The sequence below is a fragment of the Pelosinus fermentans DSM 17108 genome (genome assembly GCF_000271485.2).
Lineage (GTDB): Bacteria > Bacillota > Negativicutes > DSM-13327 > DSM-13327 > Pelosinus > Pelosinus fermentans.
Map to the genome: position 1 here is coordinate 2,779,233 of NZ_AKVN02000001.1, position 18,359 is coordinate 2,797,591.

Here is an 18,359-nt window from a genome sequence, read left to right on the forward strand (position 1 = left end):
CTACATCTCCTTACCTACTTGTGAGTAAAATATTTCTTGATAAATTTCACAACTTTCCATCAGTTCACGATGCTTGCCAATACCCACAATTTCCCCTTGATCAAGTACTATTATTCTATCTAAATCCACAATGGAGATAATCCGCTGAGCAATAATAAGACAAGTAAGATTTTTGGCATATTGTTTTAAGGCTTCTTTTATTTTCTCTTCTGTAAGCACATCAACAGCACTTGTTGCATCATCTAAAATAAGAATTTCCGGCTTTTTAACAAATGCTCTTGCAATCGCCAGCCGCTGCTTTTGTCCACCAGAAAAATTGACGCCACCCTGCCCAACTTTTGTTTGATACCCTTCAGGTAATGCAATAATAAAGTCGTGTGCTTGCGCAACCCTAGCTGCAGTTTCAATTTCCTCCATCGTAGCATTTTCTTTTCCCCATTTTATATTATCCATAATGGTACCAGTAAATAGTATTGATTTCTGAGGCACAATACCTATTTTCTCTCGTATCCACTTTGGGTTTATGTCCTTCACATCTTCCCCATCAATTTTGATAGAACCAGAAGTTACATCATAAAAACGAGGAATCAACTGAATAAGACTACTCTTGCCTGAACCTGTAGAACCAATGATCCCAATCCGTTCTCCTGGCATACAGGTCATCGTAACATTTTTAATAACTGCCTCTTCCTTCATTTTTCCATAAGAAAAATATACATTTTGAAAATCAATTCTACCTTTAATAACTGTCATCGAACTAGGACAACAATCCCATGTCATCCGATCTTCTTGAGCAAATACCTCACTAATACGCTCTGTTGATGCTTTTGCTCTCACGAACATATTAAAAACCATAGAAATTAACAGCAATGAGAACAACATTTGTGTCATATAATTAATAAATGCAATAATATGGCCTGCCTGCATTTCTCCTAAATGTACATACTTTCCTCCAAACCAGAGCACTGCTGCAATACCAAAATTTACTGTAAGCATAATCCCCGGCCCAAAAATAGAGATCATCCGCATCGCTTTAACAGATTTGAATTGGAGTTCTTGATTTGCTTTATTAAATTTCTCTACTTCATAATCAAATCGATTAAACGCCTTTACAATCCTGACACCAGATAAATATTCTCTCATTACACTATTTAACTGGTCAAGAACCTGTTGAACCTTTATAAAAAAAGGAAAACCAAATTTCATATTAATAAGGATTAATATCCCTACAATCGGAATGACCACTGCCAAGATCAATGCTAATTTAGCATTGAGTTGTATCGCCATAATAAGACTTCCGATGCACAAAAAAGGCCCCTTGATAAAGATTCTCATGAGTCCATTTACAAGATTCTGGATTTGCGTAACATCATTTGTTAAGCGCGTTACCAAAGAAGCTCTATCAAAGTGCTCAATATTTTCAAGAGACAATGTTTGAATTTTTTTATATAAATCCAATCTCAGCTCAGTCCCAAATTTTTGCGAAACAGTACTTGATATAATATTGCGGAAAGACGCTGCAATGGCTCCTAATGCTGTAATAAAGAGCATGAAACCTCCTTTTAAAAGAACATATTCCATATTCTTTCCGGCTATCCCCACATCAATAATTTGCGACATGATCGCCGGCAATATAAGATCACACACCGTCTCACACATTACAAAAAATACAGCCAGAAAAAATTTTTTACCATATTTTCCTGTGTAACGACTAAAAAAGTTCATGCTTTCAATCTCCTTGAAAGTTCCAAATTAATGCTAAAATTATAAGATAAGCAACTATAGTACATTATACACTATATCGTATAGTTGTTAAGAATCGCTGCACTGAGTATTTCAAGATTCTTTTATATTTTTTTCTTTTATTCTATTGACAAGAAGTGTTTTAATGATTAGAATAAGTAACAATATAGTCAAAGGTAATGACTGGGAATAGTAGATGTTTAGAAATTTTCAGAGAGCCGAAGGTTGGTGCGATTCGGTAAATTTTAGGCATTGAACTCACCCATGAGCTGCAGCCCGATAATGTAGGGTGAGCCGGAATTCCACCGTTACAGGGATAGATGGTGTTTGCCATCGAAAAAGGGGGTTCATTTTTGAACCAATTAGGGTGGTACCGCGAGTTAACCTCGTCTCTATTATAGTAGAGACGAGGTTTTTTAGTGTCTAAATCCGGATTAGTCACTAAAAATCTCCATGATTATATAGAATAAACTTAGGAGGTATTTTTAATGAGTAGAAGAGTATTAGTATTGGATACAACCTTACGAGATGGCGAACAAGTGCCTGGTGCAAAACTCAATATATACGAAAAACTTGAAATTGCTCATCAATTAAAAAAATTAAATGTAGATATTATTGAAGCTGGTTTCCCTTCTTCTTCTAAAGGTGACTTTGACTCTGTACAAAGAATTGCCAAGGAAATTATAGATGGTCCGATGATTACGGCTTTGGCAAGAGCTGTTAAAGCAGATCTTGATGCAGTCTATGAAAGTATTAAATATGCGCAAAATCCCCTCATTCATATTGTTTTAGGAACCTCTGCCATTCATGTTGAGAAAAAATTTAATAAATCTAAAGAATCAATTTTAGAAATGGGCATTGACGCCGTACGATATGCAAAGACATTACTTCCTAATGTTCAATACTCTACAGAAGATGCCTCCAGAAGCGATTTTGAATACCTTTGGAAAACGATTGAACAAGTAGTAAAAGCTGGAGCCACCATGATTAATATCCCTGATACGGTTGGATATGCGGTCCCTGAAGAATTTGGCGAACTAATTAATAAAATTAATTATAGATTAAAAAATTTAAATGATAAGGTAATATTAAGTGTACATTGTCACAATGATACAGGTCTTGCTACGGCCAATACCTTAATTGCTGTCAAAAATGGAGCCACTAAAGTAGAATGTACCTTAAATGGTATTGGCGAACGTGCAGGCAATGCAGCATTAGAAGAAGTAGCAGTGGGTCTTAAGCTACGTTCCTCCTATTACAATGCCCACACTAATGTGGTGCTTAAAGAAATAAAAACAACCTCAAAGCTTGTCAGCACTTTAATGGGATTAGATATCCAGGTTAACAAAGCAATTACCGGTGACAATGCTTTTGCTCATTCCTCTGGTATACACCAAGATGGTCTGCTAAAATCTCGTGATGCCTATGAAATTATTAGACCCGAAGATGTTGGCGTGGAAAATATGGAACTCATTCTAACAGCCAGATCGGGAAGACATGCCTTTAAAGATGCTATCAGCAAAATCATACACAAAAACATCGAAAATAAGGACTTCGAAAATCTTTTCAATAATTTTTTGAACCTTGCCGACTTAAAGAAAGAAGTCTATACTCATGATCTCTATTACCTCGTTGACCGCTACTATTTTGAGCAAGGCAATACCCAAGCAGAAGTACACACGGTAAGCGGAAAGTTATATGAACTCGTGGCTTCCCAGGTAATCAGTAATGATATTTTTCCATCTGCAAGTGTACGCTTAAAACGTGGTGAAGAATTTTTTAAAGACAGCGCAGTTGGAGATGGTCCTATTGATGCGCTTTATACAGCCATAAAGAACATTGTAGGTTTTGACATCGAATTAGTGGAATATAAGATCACTAGTGTTTCAAGAGGCAAAGAGGCTCTAGGACGCGTCAATTTACAAATTCGATATAACAATAAAGTCTATTCATCTAAAGCAGTCGACACAGATATTATAAGAGCCAGCGCTTTAGCTTTTCTCAATGGCGTAAACATGATTATCATTGAAGACATTGGTAACGAAAAATAACGCACAATACTTGATAATTTACTATTGCCAAAAGGCATACAACTCCTTCTTCTATTGAAGTAAGAGTTGTATGCCTTTATGGCAATATGATACGGATTATCCATCTTCAGCTACTGGCACCCTTCACAGCCTTCCGAAATCGTCTTCTTACCGTGATTCTTTACCCTAGGCACTGCATAGGAGGCAGGCTTTGATGCAATACTTTCTAGCGTCGCTATATAAAATTCAGGCAATCCCTGCTCTTTTGCCCCTTGAACAATTATATCTAAATACTCGGTGCTAGGCAGCTTAGGTTTTCCCAATCTGGCTTTCTTATAAATACTTGCTTCTCTGACCCTACTTTGCTCATCAAGTACTTCTACCGGATAATGAAAATACTCCCCAGTTCCATCTAACCTAACGTCTTCGCAATTATCTAATTGTTCCCAATCATAAGATTCTAATTGATACAACACTCCCCACACTTCCGATTGAGTATCAGGAATAACAGTTTCTACAGCTCCATCCCAGATAACAGAATTTTCATAAAACCCTATTTTATGCTCCGGTAATCGGGCTATGCAAAGTACACGTGGCTTAGTGCATTTTTGCTTCATTCTTTCAAAATCGAGATTAAACCCATAAGCAAAATAAAGACGACTTGGATTGGTTGTTCCCATATGATTACACCCCTTTTATTTTCTACTCATGATCTGCAGGTTATTTAAGCCGCTATCAGTGCAGCCGAACATCCTTCAGCAGGAAGCATAGCAATAAATAAAAAAGCGCCAAAAACAATACGAATTGTCTTGGAGCGCCATTGCTTCACTACTTTATTCTCTTTTGAGTTCCTTTAGAATATCATATCTCAAAGTAAGAGATATGTCTAATAAAATTTTAATCAATATATAATAATAGCAGCTGCAGTTTTTCTATTTTATGATTTTTGATGAATATATCCTGCTAGCTGCTACAAATCACTTGCAGGAAGATCTCCATTGTACCACCGCAAACCATACCTTCATCAGCAGCAGTATCATCGAGTAACGACAGAATATGAGTAAACGACACCCCCTCATCCAATGCTCGAAGAGCTTGTAACTTAGCTTCTGACTCTGTACAACCACCACCAATCGTACCTAGTATCTTTCCATCAGGATAGACAAGCATCTTGGTGCCAGCTTTACGAGGCGTCGATCCACGAGTATCAATGACCGTGACTAATACAGCCCTACTCTTTTCCTCTTTAACTATACAAATAGCCTTAAAAATTTTCGCATCCATCTTATTCCCTCCTTTTACCGCTAAGCGGTAAGCAGGTAGCATTTCGAGCTGATGCTAATATCTCTGCAACAATACTAAGAGCAATTTCCGCTGGTGTCTGAGCACCAAGGTCAAGACCAATGGGAGCTCGCAGACGTGATAAATTCTCTGCTGCGATACCTTCTTCAGTCAGTTTGTCCCTAATCCCTTTCACCCTTCGTTTACTACCGATCATCCCTAGATACGGTACCGGATAATTAAGTACAGCCCGTAAACATTCTAAATCATAACGATGCCCTCTAGTAACTATGATAATTGCCGAATAATCGTTACTTTCTACGTCTTTTAAAGCAGTTCCAAAGTTTTCACAAATAACTTTTTCTGCATTGGGGAAAGAAAGGGTATTGGCAAACTCTGGACGGTCATCTATTACTGTTACAGCATAACCAATCAGATGCAACAATTCTACTACGGGCTGACTGATGTGTCCACCACCTAGCACTAAAGCACTCAGACGAGTGCACAAACAATCCCAAAAAAGGCGGTAAGCCCCCTCATATTCTATTTCTATGATAGTGGGCCTCTGCCAATTTGCTGTTTCTATCTTATTAACAACCAAAGCTGTAAATTCTTTGTCAATAAGCATTCCTTCAAACTCATTTCCCTTGGATATAGTCAACATTTTTCCTAAGTGAATTGTTTGATCTTTCGGAGTGCCTACTATTGTTATAATTTGCGTCGATTGAAAATGATTGAATTGTTGTAAAATATTTGAGAAATGATCCATATCTTCTCCTTTCCACAAACCTTAGATAAGGCCGACTAAGGGTAATCTTGATTCCTTCATCATATCAACTTACGTAGCAAATAAATCCCCTTAGGGTCTTCGTCACACAAATTGCCATTTTGTACAACCTGCTGCCCTCGCAAAAAAACGTGTAAAGCTTTACCTTTTTGTTGAAACCCTTCATAAGGTGTATAGTCAACTCGCTGTTGCTGGACTTGGGCGCTAATTACTGAGACATCACTTATATCCCATACTACAATATCAGCATCACTGCCTGGTGCTATCGTTCCTTTGCGAGGAAATAGTCCAAAGATTTTTGCTGGCTGAGTTGCAGTTACATTAACAAATGTATTTATACTGATTTTTCCTGGGACAACACCATAAGTATAGAGGAGTCCTAAGCGATTCTCCACTCCTGGAATACCATTTGGGATCATACTAAAGTCATGCAAACCAGCATCTTTCTGTCCATGAAAATTGAAAGAGCAATGATCTGTGGCAACAACATCAAGCATTCCATCATGTAAACCTCGCCAAAGAAAATCCTGATTTTCTTTCTTGCGCAAGGGAGGCGATATTACATATTTGGCGCTTTCAAAATGATCTTTGCTATAATAACTTTCATCCAACAATAAATACTGAGGACATGTCTCAGCATAAACTCGATTACCCCTACATTTTGCCTTCATCACAATTTGCAAAGCATTATTTGAACTTAAATGTACAATATAAACTAACGATTGGGCAGCATGTGCTAAAGCAATAATCCTGTAAACAGCCTCCTCTTCTGCCACAATAGGGCGCGATAGAGGATGATAATAAGGCGTTACATTCCCTTGACTGCGATAACGCTTTACTAAATTGTAGATCATATCCCCGTTTTCACAATGGACACAAACTAGCACGCCGCACTGTTTACTCTTAACTAAGGCTTGAAATAAAATATCATCATCAACCTGCAAAAAATTTTTATAAGCCATATATAATTTAATAGAAGTCACCCCAGCGCTTTGTGATAACCAACCTATTTCCTCAGCTATATCATCATTCCATTCCGTTATAGCCATATGGAAGCCATAATCCACATAACAGTTTCCTTGAGCCTTAGCGTGCCAGTTGGCCAAAGCCGCCTTAAGAGTTTGACCTTTAAATTGAGTTGCATAATCAATAATCGTCGTTGTCCCACCCATGATTGCCCCTTGTGTACCACTGATAAAATCGTCAGCAGTGGCAGTATTGCCTACTGGCAAATCAAAATGTGTATGGACATCAACACCTCCGGGAAGTAAAAGATGCCCTTCTACATCCAAGATTCTATCCTCAGGTAAAATAATTTCCTTGCCGATAGCAACAATTTTTTCACCTTCAATACGAATATCGGCTTTATAGTAATCAACAGCTGTTACAATAGTTCCACCACGCAAAACAATCCCCACAGCAGCGCCTCCATTAAAACTACAGTGATACTCATCTTTTTAGTATCTCTGTAGTCTATCTATTTGTGCAAAACAATTACCAGTTTAACAACTATGGATATATATGTGTACCGGTTTTTCCAGATACCGCTGCTTCCAAAGACTCAGTATTAGTAATAATAGCTTTTTTACCGCCACTTTCCAAGAAATTTATTACAGCTTGAATTTTAGGTAACATACTGCCAGGAGCAAAATGATTTTCTTGAACATATTGCTTCAATTCATGTAAAGTCACTTTCTCCAATGCTCTTTCATCCGCTTTACCATAATTCAGATACACTAAAGGTACACTTGTTGAAATAATAAGTACGTCTGCATTGATTTGTGCTGCCAGCAAGCTGGAAGCGAAATCCTTGTCAATAACTGCATCAATTCCTTTTAATGTGCCATCATCCTGTTGAATAACAGGAATACCACCACCGCCAACTGCTACAAGACAATATCCTTCTACAACCAACTTTCTAATAATATCAATTTCGACAATTTTCTTTGGGAAAGGGGACGCAACAACACGACGATAACCTCTGCCGGCATCACTTACCAACACCCAAGTAGGGTTTTCCGATTTAATCTTTTGAATATGCTCTTCTGTATAAAAAGAGCCAATTGGCTTTATTGGATTTTCAAAAGCCGAATCCTTAGCATCAACAATTACCTGGGTGACAATGGTAACGGCAGACTTATCAATACCTCTTCTATTAAATTCATTATCCATAGCCTGCTGTATCTGATAACCAATAGCACCCTGCGTATCTGCACCGCAGCTTACCAAAGGCACAGGATGCATTCCTGCTGCCTCCGTGGCAATTTCGGATCGCCTTAAAATAAAGCCTACTTGAGGGCCATTACCATGAGTGATGATTACATTGTAGCCTTTTTCCATCATGCCAGTAATACTTCGTGCAGTTTCACAAACAGCATTATACTGATCTTCAATCGTTTGATGGGAATTGTCACTAATCAAAGAATTACCTCCGATGGCTATAACAGCAAGCTTATTCATCCTTATCGGCCACCCATTAAGAGAGTCATAACGGCTTTTGCAGTATGAAGGCGATTCTCAGCTTCATCATATACGATAGAATGAGGACCATCAATCACAGAATCCTCAACTTCATTATTTCGATCAGCAGGCAAAGCATGCATATACATTACAGTTTTATCTGCAGTTTCCATCTTAGCCTCAGTACATTTCCAAGATTTTTGCGCTATAAGTTTATCATCAACAACAGAAACAGCACCAGAAGCAGCAACGCCTGTTTGGTCATTAACCCAATTTCCCCAGTTTTTAGGAATGACAATTTGTGCTCCTTCATAAGCTGCGGCCTCATCATTCGTGACTGTTACAGTACCGCCATATGTAGCAGCATTTTCCTTGGCCTGTTCAATGACCCAATCAGGAAGTTCCCAACCTTTAGGATGAGCCAGCCATACATCCATGCCATAACGAGGGAATGCCAACAATTGTGATACAGGCACAGAAATTGGTTTCTTATGACTTTCCGCATACGCCCAAATGATAGCAACCTTTACACGTTTTAAATCACCAAGTTTTTCTTTCATGGTCATTAAATCCGCTAATGCTTGGAACGGATGGTAGAGGTCACACTGTAGGTTCATGATAGGTTTATGGGACCATTTCGCCATTTCATTCAGATATTTATTACCATAACCCCAGTTGCAATAACGGCAAGCAATAGCATGACCAAAACGAGAAAGGATAATGGCTGTATCTTTCGCACTTTCACCATGTGCAATTTGCATACTGCTAGAATCAAGAAAACCTGCATGCCCACCAAGTTGAGCAAAGCCAGCTTCCATAGAATTCCTAGTGCGAGTTGATTGCTCAAAGAACATTAAAAACATAGATTGATTTGGTAAATAATTCGTAGGAACACCCATAGCAAATTTTTTCTTAAGATCAAATGACACTTCAAGCATAGTATCTACTTCTTCTCTAGTAAAATCTTCCAGGTTGATGAAATGTCTCCCACGAAAAATGGTTTGCATAATAATAATCCCCCTAAATTTTTTATATTTATAGAAAAATGATTTTTAATAAAAAACAAACATTATTTATTTACAAGATTTGCAGTATGAGCAGGCATTTTGGCAGCATATTCGGTAGTATAAATCATGGGAATAACTGCATATACTGCGGCACAATTGACTAATTCTTTCTTCCAAGTTCGCTCATTTGGTGCATGAGCCTGATCTTCATGTCCCGGTCCAAAACCAATACAAGGAATACCATAACGCCCCATAATCGAAACCCCATTGGTTGAGAATGTCCATTTGTCTACTTTAGGTTCTTCTTTAAATAAGCCTTTATAAGAATCAACTACGGCGTGACAAACGGGATGTTCATCTTCAATCAACCATGTTGGGAAATAACACTCAGTAGGATAAACCAAATTCGTATAAGAAGGTCTTTCATATTGATACATTGTAACTTCTGCATTTGCAGCTTTTACAGAAGGAAGATTTTTAATCTGCCCAATTGCATAGTCACCTGTCTCACCCACAGTCAATCGTCTATCTATAGAAATCCAGCAACTATCAGCCACAGCACATCGGGAAGGTGAAGTATGGAATATTTCCGATACTGTCAGGCTGCCTTTACCTAAGAAATCATGGTCCACTAGATTTTCATGAAGAGCTTTCAATTCATTTAGAATTCCAGCCATTTTGTAAATTGCATTATCCCCGCGTTCAGGAGCTGAACCGTGACAGCTTACACCTTTCGTTGCTACTTTGATTTCCATACGCCCTCTTTGCCCTCTGTAAATCTTACCGTCTGTTGGTTCGGTAATCACAACAAATTCTGGTTTCAGCTTATCTTCATTAATGATATATTGCCAGCAAAGTCCATCACAATCTTCTTCTTGCACAGAGCCAACTACCACTAATGTATAGTCCTCTTCCAACTTGAGATCTTTGATGATTTTTCCCGCATACACCATGGAAGCCATACCGCCTTCCTGGTCACTGCCGCCACGGCCAATAATAATTTCGTCATCTTCATAACCTTCATAAGGATCATATTTCCAATTTTCAGGATTGCCAATACCCACAGTATCAATATGAGCATCCATTGCAATCAAATGTGTACCATGACCCATATAACCCAGAATATTTCCCATAGGATCAATTTCTACCCTGTCAAAACCGACTTTTTCCATTTCTTCTTTAATGCGGAGTATCACTTTTTCCTCTTGGCAGCTTTCGCTGGGAATAGCAATCATATCCCTCAAAAACTTACTCATATCAGGTTCATACTTTTTTGCTAATTCTAAGACTTTGTTAAAATCGACTTTCAAAATGTCAGCCCCTCTCTAACTATTTTTATAATATGTATCACTATTTTGGCTACCCTTAATTCTTTATGTAGCAGAATTAGAGGATAGAAATGGCAACGAAGTGATAATACCTTGGAATATGAGCGCCATCTGAACTGCTTCTCGCAAGGAAAGTATCTCTGTGAAGTCTTTCTTCAACGCCATCTCCTTGATTGCAAAATCAGGAGATAAGTGAACCGTAACGAATGGATTTTCAAATACTACGCCATCTTTCGTTACAGAAAGTTTCGACTCTATGCCGTCTGCCCGTCTATAAATGATATTTCCTTGAATGTAAAACGCATTATCTTTCTCTTGTTTAAAATCATTTTCTCTGAGAAACAACCTTGGTTTATCCATATATGGCTTACCATTATGGACACAAAAGGAAGCACAATTGCCGCATTCATTACAAAAATCATCAAGATGAATAATTTGACGATGCTGATTAACAGTAAAACTTTCTTTCCCTACCACCATCAATGTGCCATTTTGACAAGCAAGTGTGGATAAGATTGTTCGTATTGGTGAAATAATGTAGGTGTAATTAGCCCGATTAGGACAGACTTCAACGCACTTATCACAGAAAGTAGAACACTGCATACATCGAGCTGCTTCCTGACGAGCAGCTTCTTCTGTAAAGGTTTGCTCAATAAGGTTGAAACCAATGCGCTCAGCCACTGGAAGCCGATTAGGCATAAGTTGGACTTCTTTTCTGGCGCGAACTTGTTTTACTTTTAAAATATCTGCTTCAGAAAGTATTGTTCCAGGACAAGTCCCTTGTTCAAAAACAATACCAAGCTCTTGGCAAATCGATTCCGCTGCTCGGCGTCCATCCTCACAAGCTTGAATCACAATAGCTGGTCCACGAGTAGCGTCACCACCTGCATATACACCCTTCTTACCTGTTATGCCTGTTTTAGCATTAACAGCAATCCTACCGTTTTTATGTTGAAATACGGAACTACCATTCAGAAAGGTAACATCTGGACTTTGCCCAATTGCGACAATAATAGAATCTGCTTTTATTACAAACTCACTACCTGGAATATGTACTGGATTTCTTCTACCGTCAGTATCGGCTTCACCTAACTGATTACGCAAGCACTCCAGGGCCACCACCTGGCCATCTTTTACAATCACTTGCGTTGGCGTAGCAAGTGCTTCTAATCGGTTGCCTTCTTCAAAGAGTTCTTCCTTCTCCTCATCCGTAGCTGGCATTTCCTGCTTAGTTCGCCGATAAACAACCGTTACTGGTTTACCTGTAATTTGCTGGGCGGTACGAGCTGCATCCATGGCAGTATTGCCACCGCCAATTACCAGAACATTGGAACCTAAATCCGGCTTTTCACCTTTGACTACAAGCTCTAGCAGTTCAAGAGCAGAATAGACACCTTTTGCTTCCATTCCAGGAATGTTCAAACGAGCATCTTTCGAGAAACCACAAGCTACATAAACGGCATCAAAACCATCTTTTAACAACTCCTCTGGAGGGGTAGTAATTGGATGAGAAAGTACTATTTTTACACCCATATCTGTTATACGATCAATATCATTTTGTACTACATCCTGAGGAATCCTAAAAGCTGGAGCTATCGCTGGCATGCCGCCTGCTTTATCCTTCCCTTCATAGATAGTAGTCTGAATACCATTTAATGCTAAGAAAGCTGCTGCTGCCAGCCCTGAAGGTCCTCCACCAATGATTGCTGCCTTTTTGTCAGTCTTAGCTTTTAGCAGTCTATTAACCCTGCCTTTTTCAACAGCAAATCGTTTCAAGGCTCTAATCGCTACTGGTTCATCATAGTTATTCCGAGTACAGCGGGTCTGACAGAGATGAGTACAAATATACCCGTTGATTGCTGGCAGAGGATTACGAGCTAAAATTACCTCCAGAGCCTTATCATATTCGCCATTTGCAATCAGCCAAGCATATTCGGGAACATCTTGGCATACTGCACACTGTTCTATACAGGGAGCTGTTACACAATCAAACATATCAAGATTAGATGAAACTTTAGGTAGATCATATGGATGATAACTTTTTTTATAACGTTTATTTATTAGTGCCTCTGCAGCTGCATTCTCTAAATTAACCATTTTATTGCCAGCAAGTTCCTCTAGAGTTCTCGCGCCACGCTTTGCCATTTCATTTTTCAAGTTCTCTAAATATTGGACAAATCTAGAATAGCCGCCAGGTTTCAGTAAGTCAGAAGCAACCGTTACGCTTTTTGCACCAGAAGCTAAAATATCTGTCAAATTAAAAGCATCTGCTCCTGCAGAATAAGAAACATTTAGATCACCACGAAACTCTTTTAGAATTTCATTATATAGATTCATTGCAATAGGATATAATGCCCGACCTGACATATACATCTCATCACCGGGCAAATTACCCTTGTAATTCTTCATAGCTAATGTATTGGTCAATTTTATTCCAAATATTAATTTTTGCTCAGCAGCAACCTTCTGTAACATTTTGATCAATTCTAACGCACGCTCATATTGCAAGTCATGGGCAAAGACGGCATCGGGAATGTCAATATCCTTATAACCTAAATCATCATGGATAATGCTCATTAACCTTTCTTTACCGAGAAGGGTAGGATTCAGTTTAACGGTGGTATGCATTTTTCTCTCTTCCATTAAATAGCAGGCAATTTTCCCAATTTCATCAGGAGGACAGCCATGCATGGTAGAAAGAGTCACATTATTGGTAAGCTGAGTAGGAATTTCAAGATCTGCGAACTGTGGAAACTGATCTTCAAGAACAGCCTTAATCTGAGCAATTTCTTCCGAGGCGTCTGCCATACGATTCATAAAGCGAGTCATAGCCGGACTTTTTATTCCTTCCAGATTATAACCTACACTCATATTAAAGATAGTACCAACAGGGAGATGTGTAAAACCAAGCATGTTGTGTAAAATATGAATTAATGCCCAAGCTTTTATGTATTCATTAGCAGATTGATCCAGTTTCAATTCCTGAGACCACTCGACGTTATAGCCCTCGTCCTCCATATCAATACAGGGCCTAGAGATTTCTAGCTCATCCATAATCTGAACTGTCTTAAGTTCAATAAAACGCCCACCGGACAGCCAGGTACAAATAATGTTTTGAGTCAATTGCGTATGCGGACCTGCTGCAGTACCAATGGGTGTTGCCAGATAACTTCCAAACATATTTTTAATAGTATAAGGATTCTCTTTGGAAGGAGTGTAGAACAAAGATTGATGTATCCCAAAAATAGACTGCTTTTCCTCAAACTCCTTTAAAATCCATGTTAATATAACTTCAAAGGGCTGAACTTTCATGGTGTGAGACATGTAGCTTTTCCTCCTTGCTCCATTTGAATTTGATAATAAAATAGTACTTACACAATCCTAGACTCCTGTTTTTTTATAATGGTACCAAACTCATTGAAGAAGGCATTTAATAGAATCGCGGCTAAGGTACCTCCAGTAATACCACTATGTAAAACAATTCCTGCCCACTCTGGCAAGGTATGGTAGAAGCTAGGAACAGCTAATGGAATCATACTCACTCCCACACTTACTGCCACAATCAGAGAATTTTTATTCCCTTCATAATCGACTTTTGCTAATGACTTAATACCACTGGCAGCGACCATACCAAACATGACAATTCCAGCACCGCCAAGTACAGGGCTAGGAATAGCAGCTACAAGAGCAGCAGCCTTAGGTAAAAGCCCCAAGACAATCAATATAAGTCCACCAGAGGCAACAACAAAACGACTTTTAATGCCTGTCAAACTTACAAGGCCAACGTTCTGGGCAAATGCAGTATGAGGGAAGGAATTAAATATTCCGCCGATCAATGTGCCAATACCATCTGTCCGAAGTCCCTTGGTTAAATCATTCGGTTGAAGAGGTTTTTTTACAATTTCAGCGATAGCAACGAGATCTCCCGTTGTTTCTGTCATTACTACAAGCATAACTACAGTCATGGCTAAAATGGAGGAAAATTCAAAGGTAGGCACTCCAAAAGCAAAGGGCATTGTCACTCCGATCCAGTTAGCTTGGGATATTTTTGATAAATCTGTTATTCCTAGAGGTATAGCAATGATAGTTCCAAAAATCAGCCCCAGGAGAACAGAAATATTACTTAAAAAACCTTTACAATAACGATTTAATAGCAAAATAAAGGTCAATACCACAAAAGCCAAACAAATATAGGTACCATTTGCATAATTCGGAGCAGAAGGATTACCTCCAGCCGACCAGTTCACGGCAACTGGCAATAAAGAAATACCAATGATGGTGATGATAGTCCCTGTAACAACCTGTGGAAAGAAACGCAGTAGTTTACTAAAATATGGGCTCAGCAGATAGGTTATAATTCCTGCTGCAATGGTTGAGCCAAAAATACTTGTTAAACCATGAGTCTGTCCGATAATAATCATGGGTGTTACCGCAGCAAACGTTACACCTTGCATCAAGGGAAGTTTACTGCCAATATGTCCAAACCCGATACACTGAATAATGGTTGTGATGCCTGCCACAAATAGATCTGCATTAATAAGATAAATAAGTACATCATTTGGTAATTTAAGTGCATTAGCAAGAATCAGAGGAACCGCGACTGCCCCAGCATACATTGCCAAGACATGTTGCAATCCATAGACAAAGGTCTGCCCTAATGGCAATTTTTCATCTACTGGATGACACACGTTTTCTGGCATTTTAATCACCCCATTATTTATTTCACCAACGCCGCTAATAGCAAAATACAATACATTCTTCTGCGATTATAATCTAGACCATAACTTAGAACTTAGCTCCCTTGCTTTACTGCAGATCTCAGTCTCATCCAGACCCACTAGTTTTCTTTCAAGCATAAGGATCTTTCCATTGATAATTGTTGTAACAACCGCTCTGCCTGATATGCCAAATAAAATATGACCATTAACGTTATTTTCGTGTAAGGCAGTGGGCGGATCATAATCTACGATAATGACATCTGCATAACAACCGGGAGCTAATTTGCCAATCGGATGAGAAAAATACTGGCTGCTGATTGCAGGATTATTTTCAAATACCATGATTGGTATTTCCCCCCATGCTACGCTTGGATTACCTTGGTTATGCTTATGTAAGATATTGGCGACTTTATAAGACTCAAACATATCACTGGTGTAACCATCTGTACCCAAACCAACTGTAATGCCTTTTTTCATTAAAGTGAGAACAGGGGAACAGCCTACTGCATTTCCCATATTTGATTCGGGATTATGAACTACATTGGCACCTTTCAACCGTAAAATATCCATTTCACGTTCATCTATATGAACGCAATGTATCGCAAGGGATTTGGGACCAATCATCCCAAACTCAGCCAAACGTTCTACAACTCTTTTGCCATATTTCTTTACTGAATCTACTTGATCAGCAGCGTCTTCAGCCACATGAACATGAAAACCCATTTTTGATTCATCATTTACTTTAGAGCACTTTGCAAGTGTCTCATTACTTAACGTCATGGAGGCATGGAGACCAAACATACCTCTTGTCAAATCATCGTGCTGCTTAGCAGCATAATTGATAAACTCGATATTTTCCTGTATCCCTTGTTCCATAATTTGCTTACCATCTCGGTCGGATACTTCATAGCACAAACAGCTCCGTATGCCGGCAGCCTTAGTGGCCCTCGCCATTTCAAATAAACTCTGCCGTACAGCACCTGGACTAGCATGATGATCAAAAATGGTGGTCGTACCATTTTTGATACAATCAATCAATACAACCATTGCACTATAATAAATATCCTCTAATGTCAAAGCCTTATCTATCCGCCACCATAAACGTTCTAAAATCTCTACAAAATTTTGTGGTGGAGCATCTTTAGATGACATTCCACGAGCAAAAGTACTATATAAATGCATATGAGTATTTATCATTCCAGGCATGATCACTCTGCCTTTAGCATCCATAAATTCAGCATCAGGGTATTTCTGCCGCATCTTTTGAGTCAAGCCAACTTCCATAATCATATTTTCCTGAATTACTACACAACCATCAGCCAAATACGGCTGACACGTATCCCTCGTTATCATTTTGCCATTGCCAACAAGCAGCATGCCTATCCCCTCACTTACTTTTATATTTACTCATCTACAGGAAATTTACCATCCCACACAATATCACGATACTTTTCAGGATCGGTATCGCCTTCTGTACTAAAGAGAAGTACTTTGGAGTTTTCATTAAGACCAAACTCCTTTTTTATCTCTTTCATCTTTTCATTGACCATGATTGTAGCTAGTAATCCAGCTGTAACCGCTCCTGATTCTCCTGAGATAACCTGATCATCTCCCTTTACTGGGTTTCCTAAAATACGCATTCCTCTTGCTGCTACCCAATCAGGACAAGAAACAAAACTATCACTATAATCTCTTAAAACATTCCAACTAATCGTATTGGGTTCACCACAAGCCAAGCCAGCCATAATCGTATTAAGATCGCCTGTGACAGCATGGGGTTGACCATCATTCGCTAGAATGGACTGATATAAGCAATCCGCTTGATCTGATTCAACTATGATTGTTTTCGATCGTTCTTCACCAAATACAGAGGAGAAATATCCTTGTACGGCACCTGCTAACGAACCAACACCGGCTTGAATAAAGATGTGTGTAGGTTTGTCAATTTTCATTTCCTGTAATTGTTCCAAAGCTTCAGCAGCCATGGTACCATATCCCTGCATAATCCAAGCAGGGATTTCCTCATATCCTTCCCATGCAGTATCTTGAACAACTACCCAGCCATTTTTTTTTGCATTTTCAGATGTTAATCGCACAGCATCATCATAATTTAATTCGGTTATATATGCTTCTGCCCCCTCTGCTTTAATGTTGTTAAGTCGTATAATGGAAGACCCTTTAGGCATGTATACTACGGACTTTTGTTTCAATCGGCTCGCAGTCCAAGCCACCCCCCGCCCATGATTTCCGTCGGTTGTCGTAGCAAAAGTAATTTCGCCTAGCTGCTTACGTGTTTCATCCGAAACTAAATTTCTATAATCTAATTGGCTAATATCCTTGCCCAGACATTGTGCTAGATAATTAGCTATGGCAAAAGATCCTCCCAGTACCTTAAAAGCATTTAAGCCAAAACGATAGGATTCATCTTTTACATATACCCCTGCCACTCCTAAATGAGCAGCCAAATTTTTTAAATTACGTAATGGTGTACGACTGTATTCAGGAAAGCTCTTATGAAAGTTTTTAACTTTTTCTATTTCTTTTTGACTCAAAAAATTAGTAGAAACCTTTGCTGTTTTTCCGCACAAATCATTCATAGCCCATTTTATTTTTTGTTCCATATACCTCTGCTCCTTTTCCACTCTTATCCTATACGTATCATGTTGCAAGAAATATGCCAAAATTCAGAAAACAACGTAAATACTTTTTCATATTAAGGCACCCATGGAAAGAAGCAGCTAAATACTTAAGAATGTACATGTAGTACCTAAAACTCGTCAAACAATATAAAATAAATTCCTTCCTATGATATAAGATAATTACTGTTTTTCTTTATCAATATGATATTTTTTATCATATTGATAAATATCGTATTTTACATTTTTTTATTCTCTCACCAACCTCTAATGAGAGCTCTCAAGAGGTATATATCAATTAAAATTTTAAATTTTATTATCATTATGATAATAAAATTCCATATATAAAAAGATTCACTTTGCCAAGGC

At 38.5% G+C, this 18,359-nt stretch carries 13 protein-coding genes and 1 other annotated feature; of the genes, 1 reads left to right on the plus strand and 12 read right to left on the minus strand.

The features are described from left to right. A complete protein-coding gene (locus FR7_RS12895; protein WP_007934954.1) occupies positions 1-1,725 on the minus strand; it encodes an ABC transporter ATP-binding protein in 1,725 nt (574 codons plus the stop codon). 188 nt (positions 1,726-1,913) lie between these two features. Continuing rightward, positions 1,914-2,140: a binding site (T-box leader), on the plus strand. Positions 2,141-2,231: 91 nt separating this feature from the next. Here FR7_RS12895 and FR7_RS12900 point away from each other — a divergent pair. Continuing rightward, positions 2,232-3,794: a 2-isopropylmalate synthase gene (locus FR7_RS12900; protein WP_007951014.1), complete on the plus strand. Its 1,563-nt coding sequence runs from the start codon at positions 2,232-2,234 to the stop codon at positions 3,792-3,794. Between the two features lie 110 nt (positions 3,795-3,904). Here FR7_RS12900 and FR7_RS12905 read toward each other — a convergent pair whose 3' ends face one another. The 11 genes from FR7_RS12905 to dpaL form a co-directional block, all read right to left on the minus strand. Continuing rightward, positions 3,905-4,453 carry a gamma-glutamylcyclotransferase family protein gene (locus FR7_RS12905; RefSeq protein WP_007934958.1) on the minus strand — a complete coding sequence of 183 codons (549 nt, stop codon included), beginning with the start codon at positions 4,451-4,453 and terminating at the stop codon, positions 3,905-3,907. Between the two features lie 283 nt (positions 4,454-4,736). After that, a complete protein-coding gene (locus FR7_RS12910) occupies positions 4,737-5,057 on the minus strand; it encodes an XdhC family protein (RefSeq protein ID WP_007934960.1) in 321 nt (106 codons plus the stop codon). 1 nt (position 5,058) lies between these two features. Next, positions 5,059-5,823, minus strand: a complete 765-nt coding sequence (locus FR7_RS12915) for an XdhC family protein (RefSeq protein WP_007934962.1) — start codon at positions 5,821-5,823, stop codon at positions 5,059-5,061. A 59-nt stretch (positions 5,824-5,882) separates the two neighbouring features. Beyond that, entirely contained in the window at positions 5,883-7,259 is a 1,377-nt protein-coding gene (gene hydA, locus FR7_RS12920; protein WP_007934964.1) for a dihydropyrimidinase, read from the minus strand. Between the two features lie 91 nt (positions 7,260-7,350). Next, a complete protein-coding gene (gene arcC / locus FR7_RS12925; protein ID WP_007934966.1) occupies positions 7,351-8,301 on the minus strand; it encodes a carbamate kinase in 951 nt (316 codons plus the stop codon). A 2-nt stretch (positions 8,302-8,303) separates the two neighbouring features. Beyond that, positions 8,304-9,308: an ornithine carbamoyltransferase gene (locus tag FR7_RS12930; RefSeq protein ID WP_007934967.1), complete on the minus strand. Its 1,005-nt coding sequence runs from the start codon at positions 9,306-9,308 to the stop codon at positions 8,304-8,306. A gap of 62 nt (positions 9,309-9,370) precedes the next feature. Further along, positions 9,371-10,618: a YgeY family selenium metabolism-linked hydrolase gene (locus FR7_RS12935; RefSeq protein ID WP_007934969.1), complete on the minus strand. Its 1,248-nt coding sequence runs from the start codon at positions 10,616-10,618 to the stop codon at positions 9,371-9,373. Positions 10,619-10,681: 63 nt separating this feature from the next. Next, the gene (ygfK, locus tag FR7_RS12940; RefSeq protein WP_007934971.1) at positions 10,682-13,960 is read right to left on the minus strand and encodes a putative selenate reductase subunit YgfK; all 3,279 of its coding nucleotides are present in this window, start codon (positions 13,958-13,960) and stop codon (positions 10,682-10,684) included. Positions 13,961-14,007: 47 nt separating this feature from the next. Next, a complete protein-coding gene (locus FR7_RS12945; RefSeq protein ID WP_007934973.1) occupies positions 14,008-15,387 on the minus strand; it encodes a nucleobase:cation symporter-2 family protein in 1,380 nt (459 codons plus the stop codon). A gap of 15 nt (positions 15,388-15,402) precedes the next feature. After that, positions 15,403-16,731 (minus strand): putative aminohydrolase SsnA, encoded by a 1,329-nt coding sequence (ssnA, locus tag FR7_RS12950; RefSeq protein WP_007934975.1) that lies wholly within the window; start codon positions 16,729-16,731, stop codon positions 15,403-15,405. A gap of 26 nt (positions 16,732-16,757) precedes the next feature. Beyond that, entirely contained in the window at positions 16,758-17,975 is a 1,218-nt protein-coding gene (gene dpaL, locus FR7_RS12955) for a diaminopropionate ammonia-lyase (RefSeq protein ID WP_007934978.1), read from the minus strand. Between the last annotated feature and the right edge of the window lie 384 nt (positions 17,976-18,359).

What these genes read in the sequence shown, in the direction of transcription:
- FR7_RS12900 (WP_007951014.1), top strand. Translation starts at nt 2,232, where the DNA reads ATGAGTAGAAGAGTATTAGTATTGGATACAACCTTACGAGATGGCGAA.
- FR7_RS12905 (WP_007934958.1), bottom strand. Translation starts at nt 4,453, where the DNA reads ATGGGAACAACCAATCCAAGTCGTCTTTATTTTGCTTATGGGTTTAAT.
- FR7_RS12915 (WP_007934962.1), bottom strand. Translation starts at nt 5,823, where the DNA reads ATGGATCATTTCTCAAATATTTTACAACAATTCAATCATTTTCAATCG.
- FR7_RS12910 (WP_007934960.1), bottom strand. Translation starts at nt 5,057, where the DNA reads ATGGATGCGAAAATTTTTAAGGCTATTTGTATAGTTAAAGAGGAAAAG.
- ssnA (WP_007934975.1), bottom strand. Translation starts at nt 16,731, where the DNA reads ATGCTGCTTGTTGGCAATGGCAAAATGATAACGAGGGATACGTGTCAG.
- ygfK (WP_007934971.1), bottom strand. Translation starts at nt 13,960, where the DNA reads ATGTCTCACACCATGAAAGTTCAGCCCTTTGAAGTTATATTAACATGG.
- FR7_RS12930 (WP_007934967.1), bottom strand. Translation starts at nt 9,308, where the DNA reads ATGCAAACCATTTTTCGTGGGAGACATTTCATCAACCTGGAAGATTTT.
- FR7_RS12895 (WP_007934954.1), bottom strand. Translation starts at nt 1,725, where the DNA reads ATGAACTTTTTTAGTCGTTACACAGGAAAATATGGTAAAAAATTTTTT.
- dpaL (WP_007934978.1), bottom strand. Translation starts at nt 17,975, where the DNA reads ATGGAACAAAAAATAAAATGGGCTATGAATGATTTGTGCGGAAAAACA.
- arcC (WP_007934966.1), bottom strand. Translation starts at nt 8,301, where the DNA reads ATGAATAAGCTTGCTGTTATAGCCATCGGAGGTAATTCTTTGATTAGT.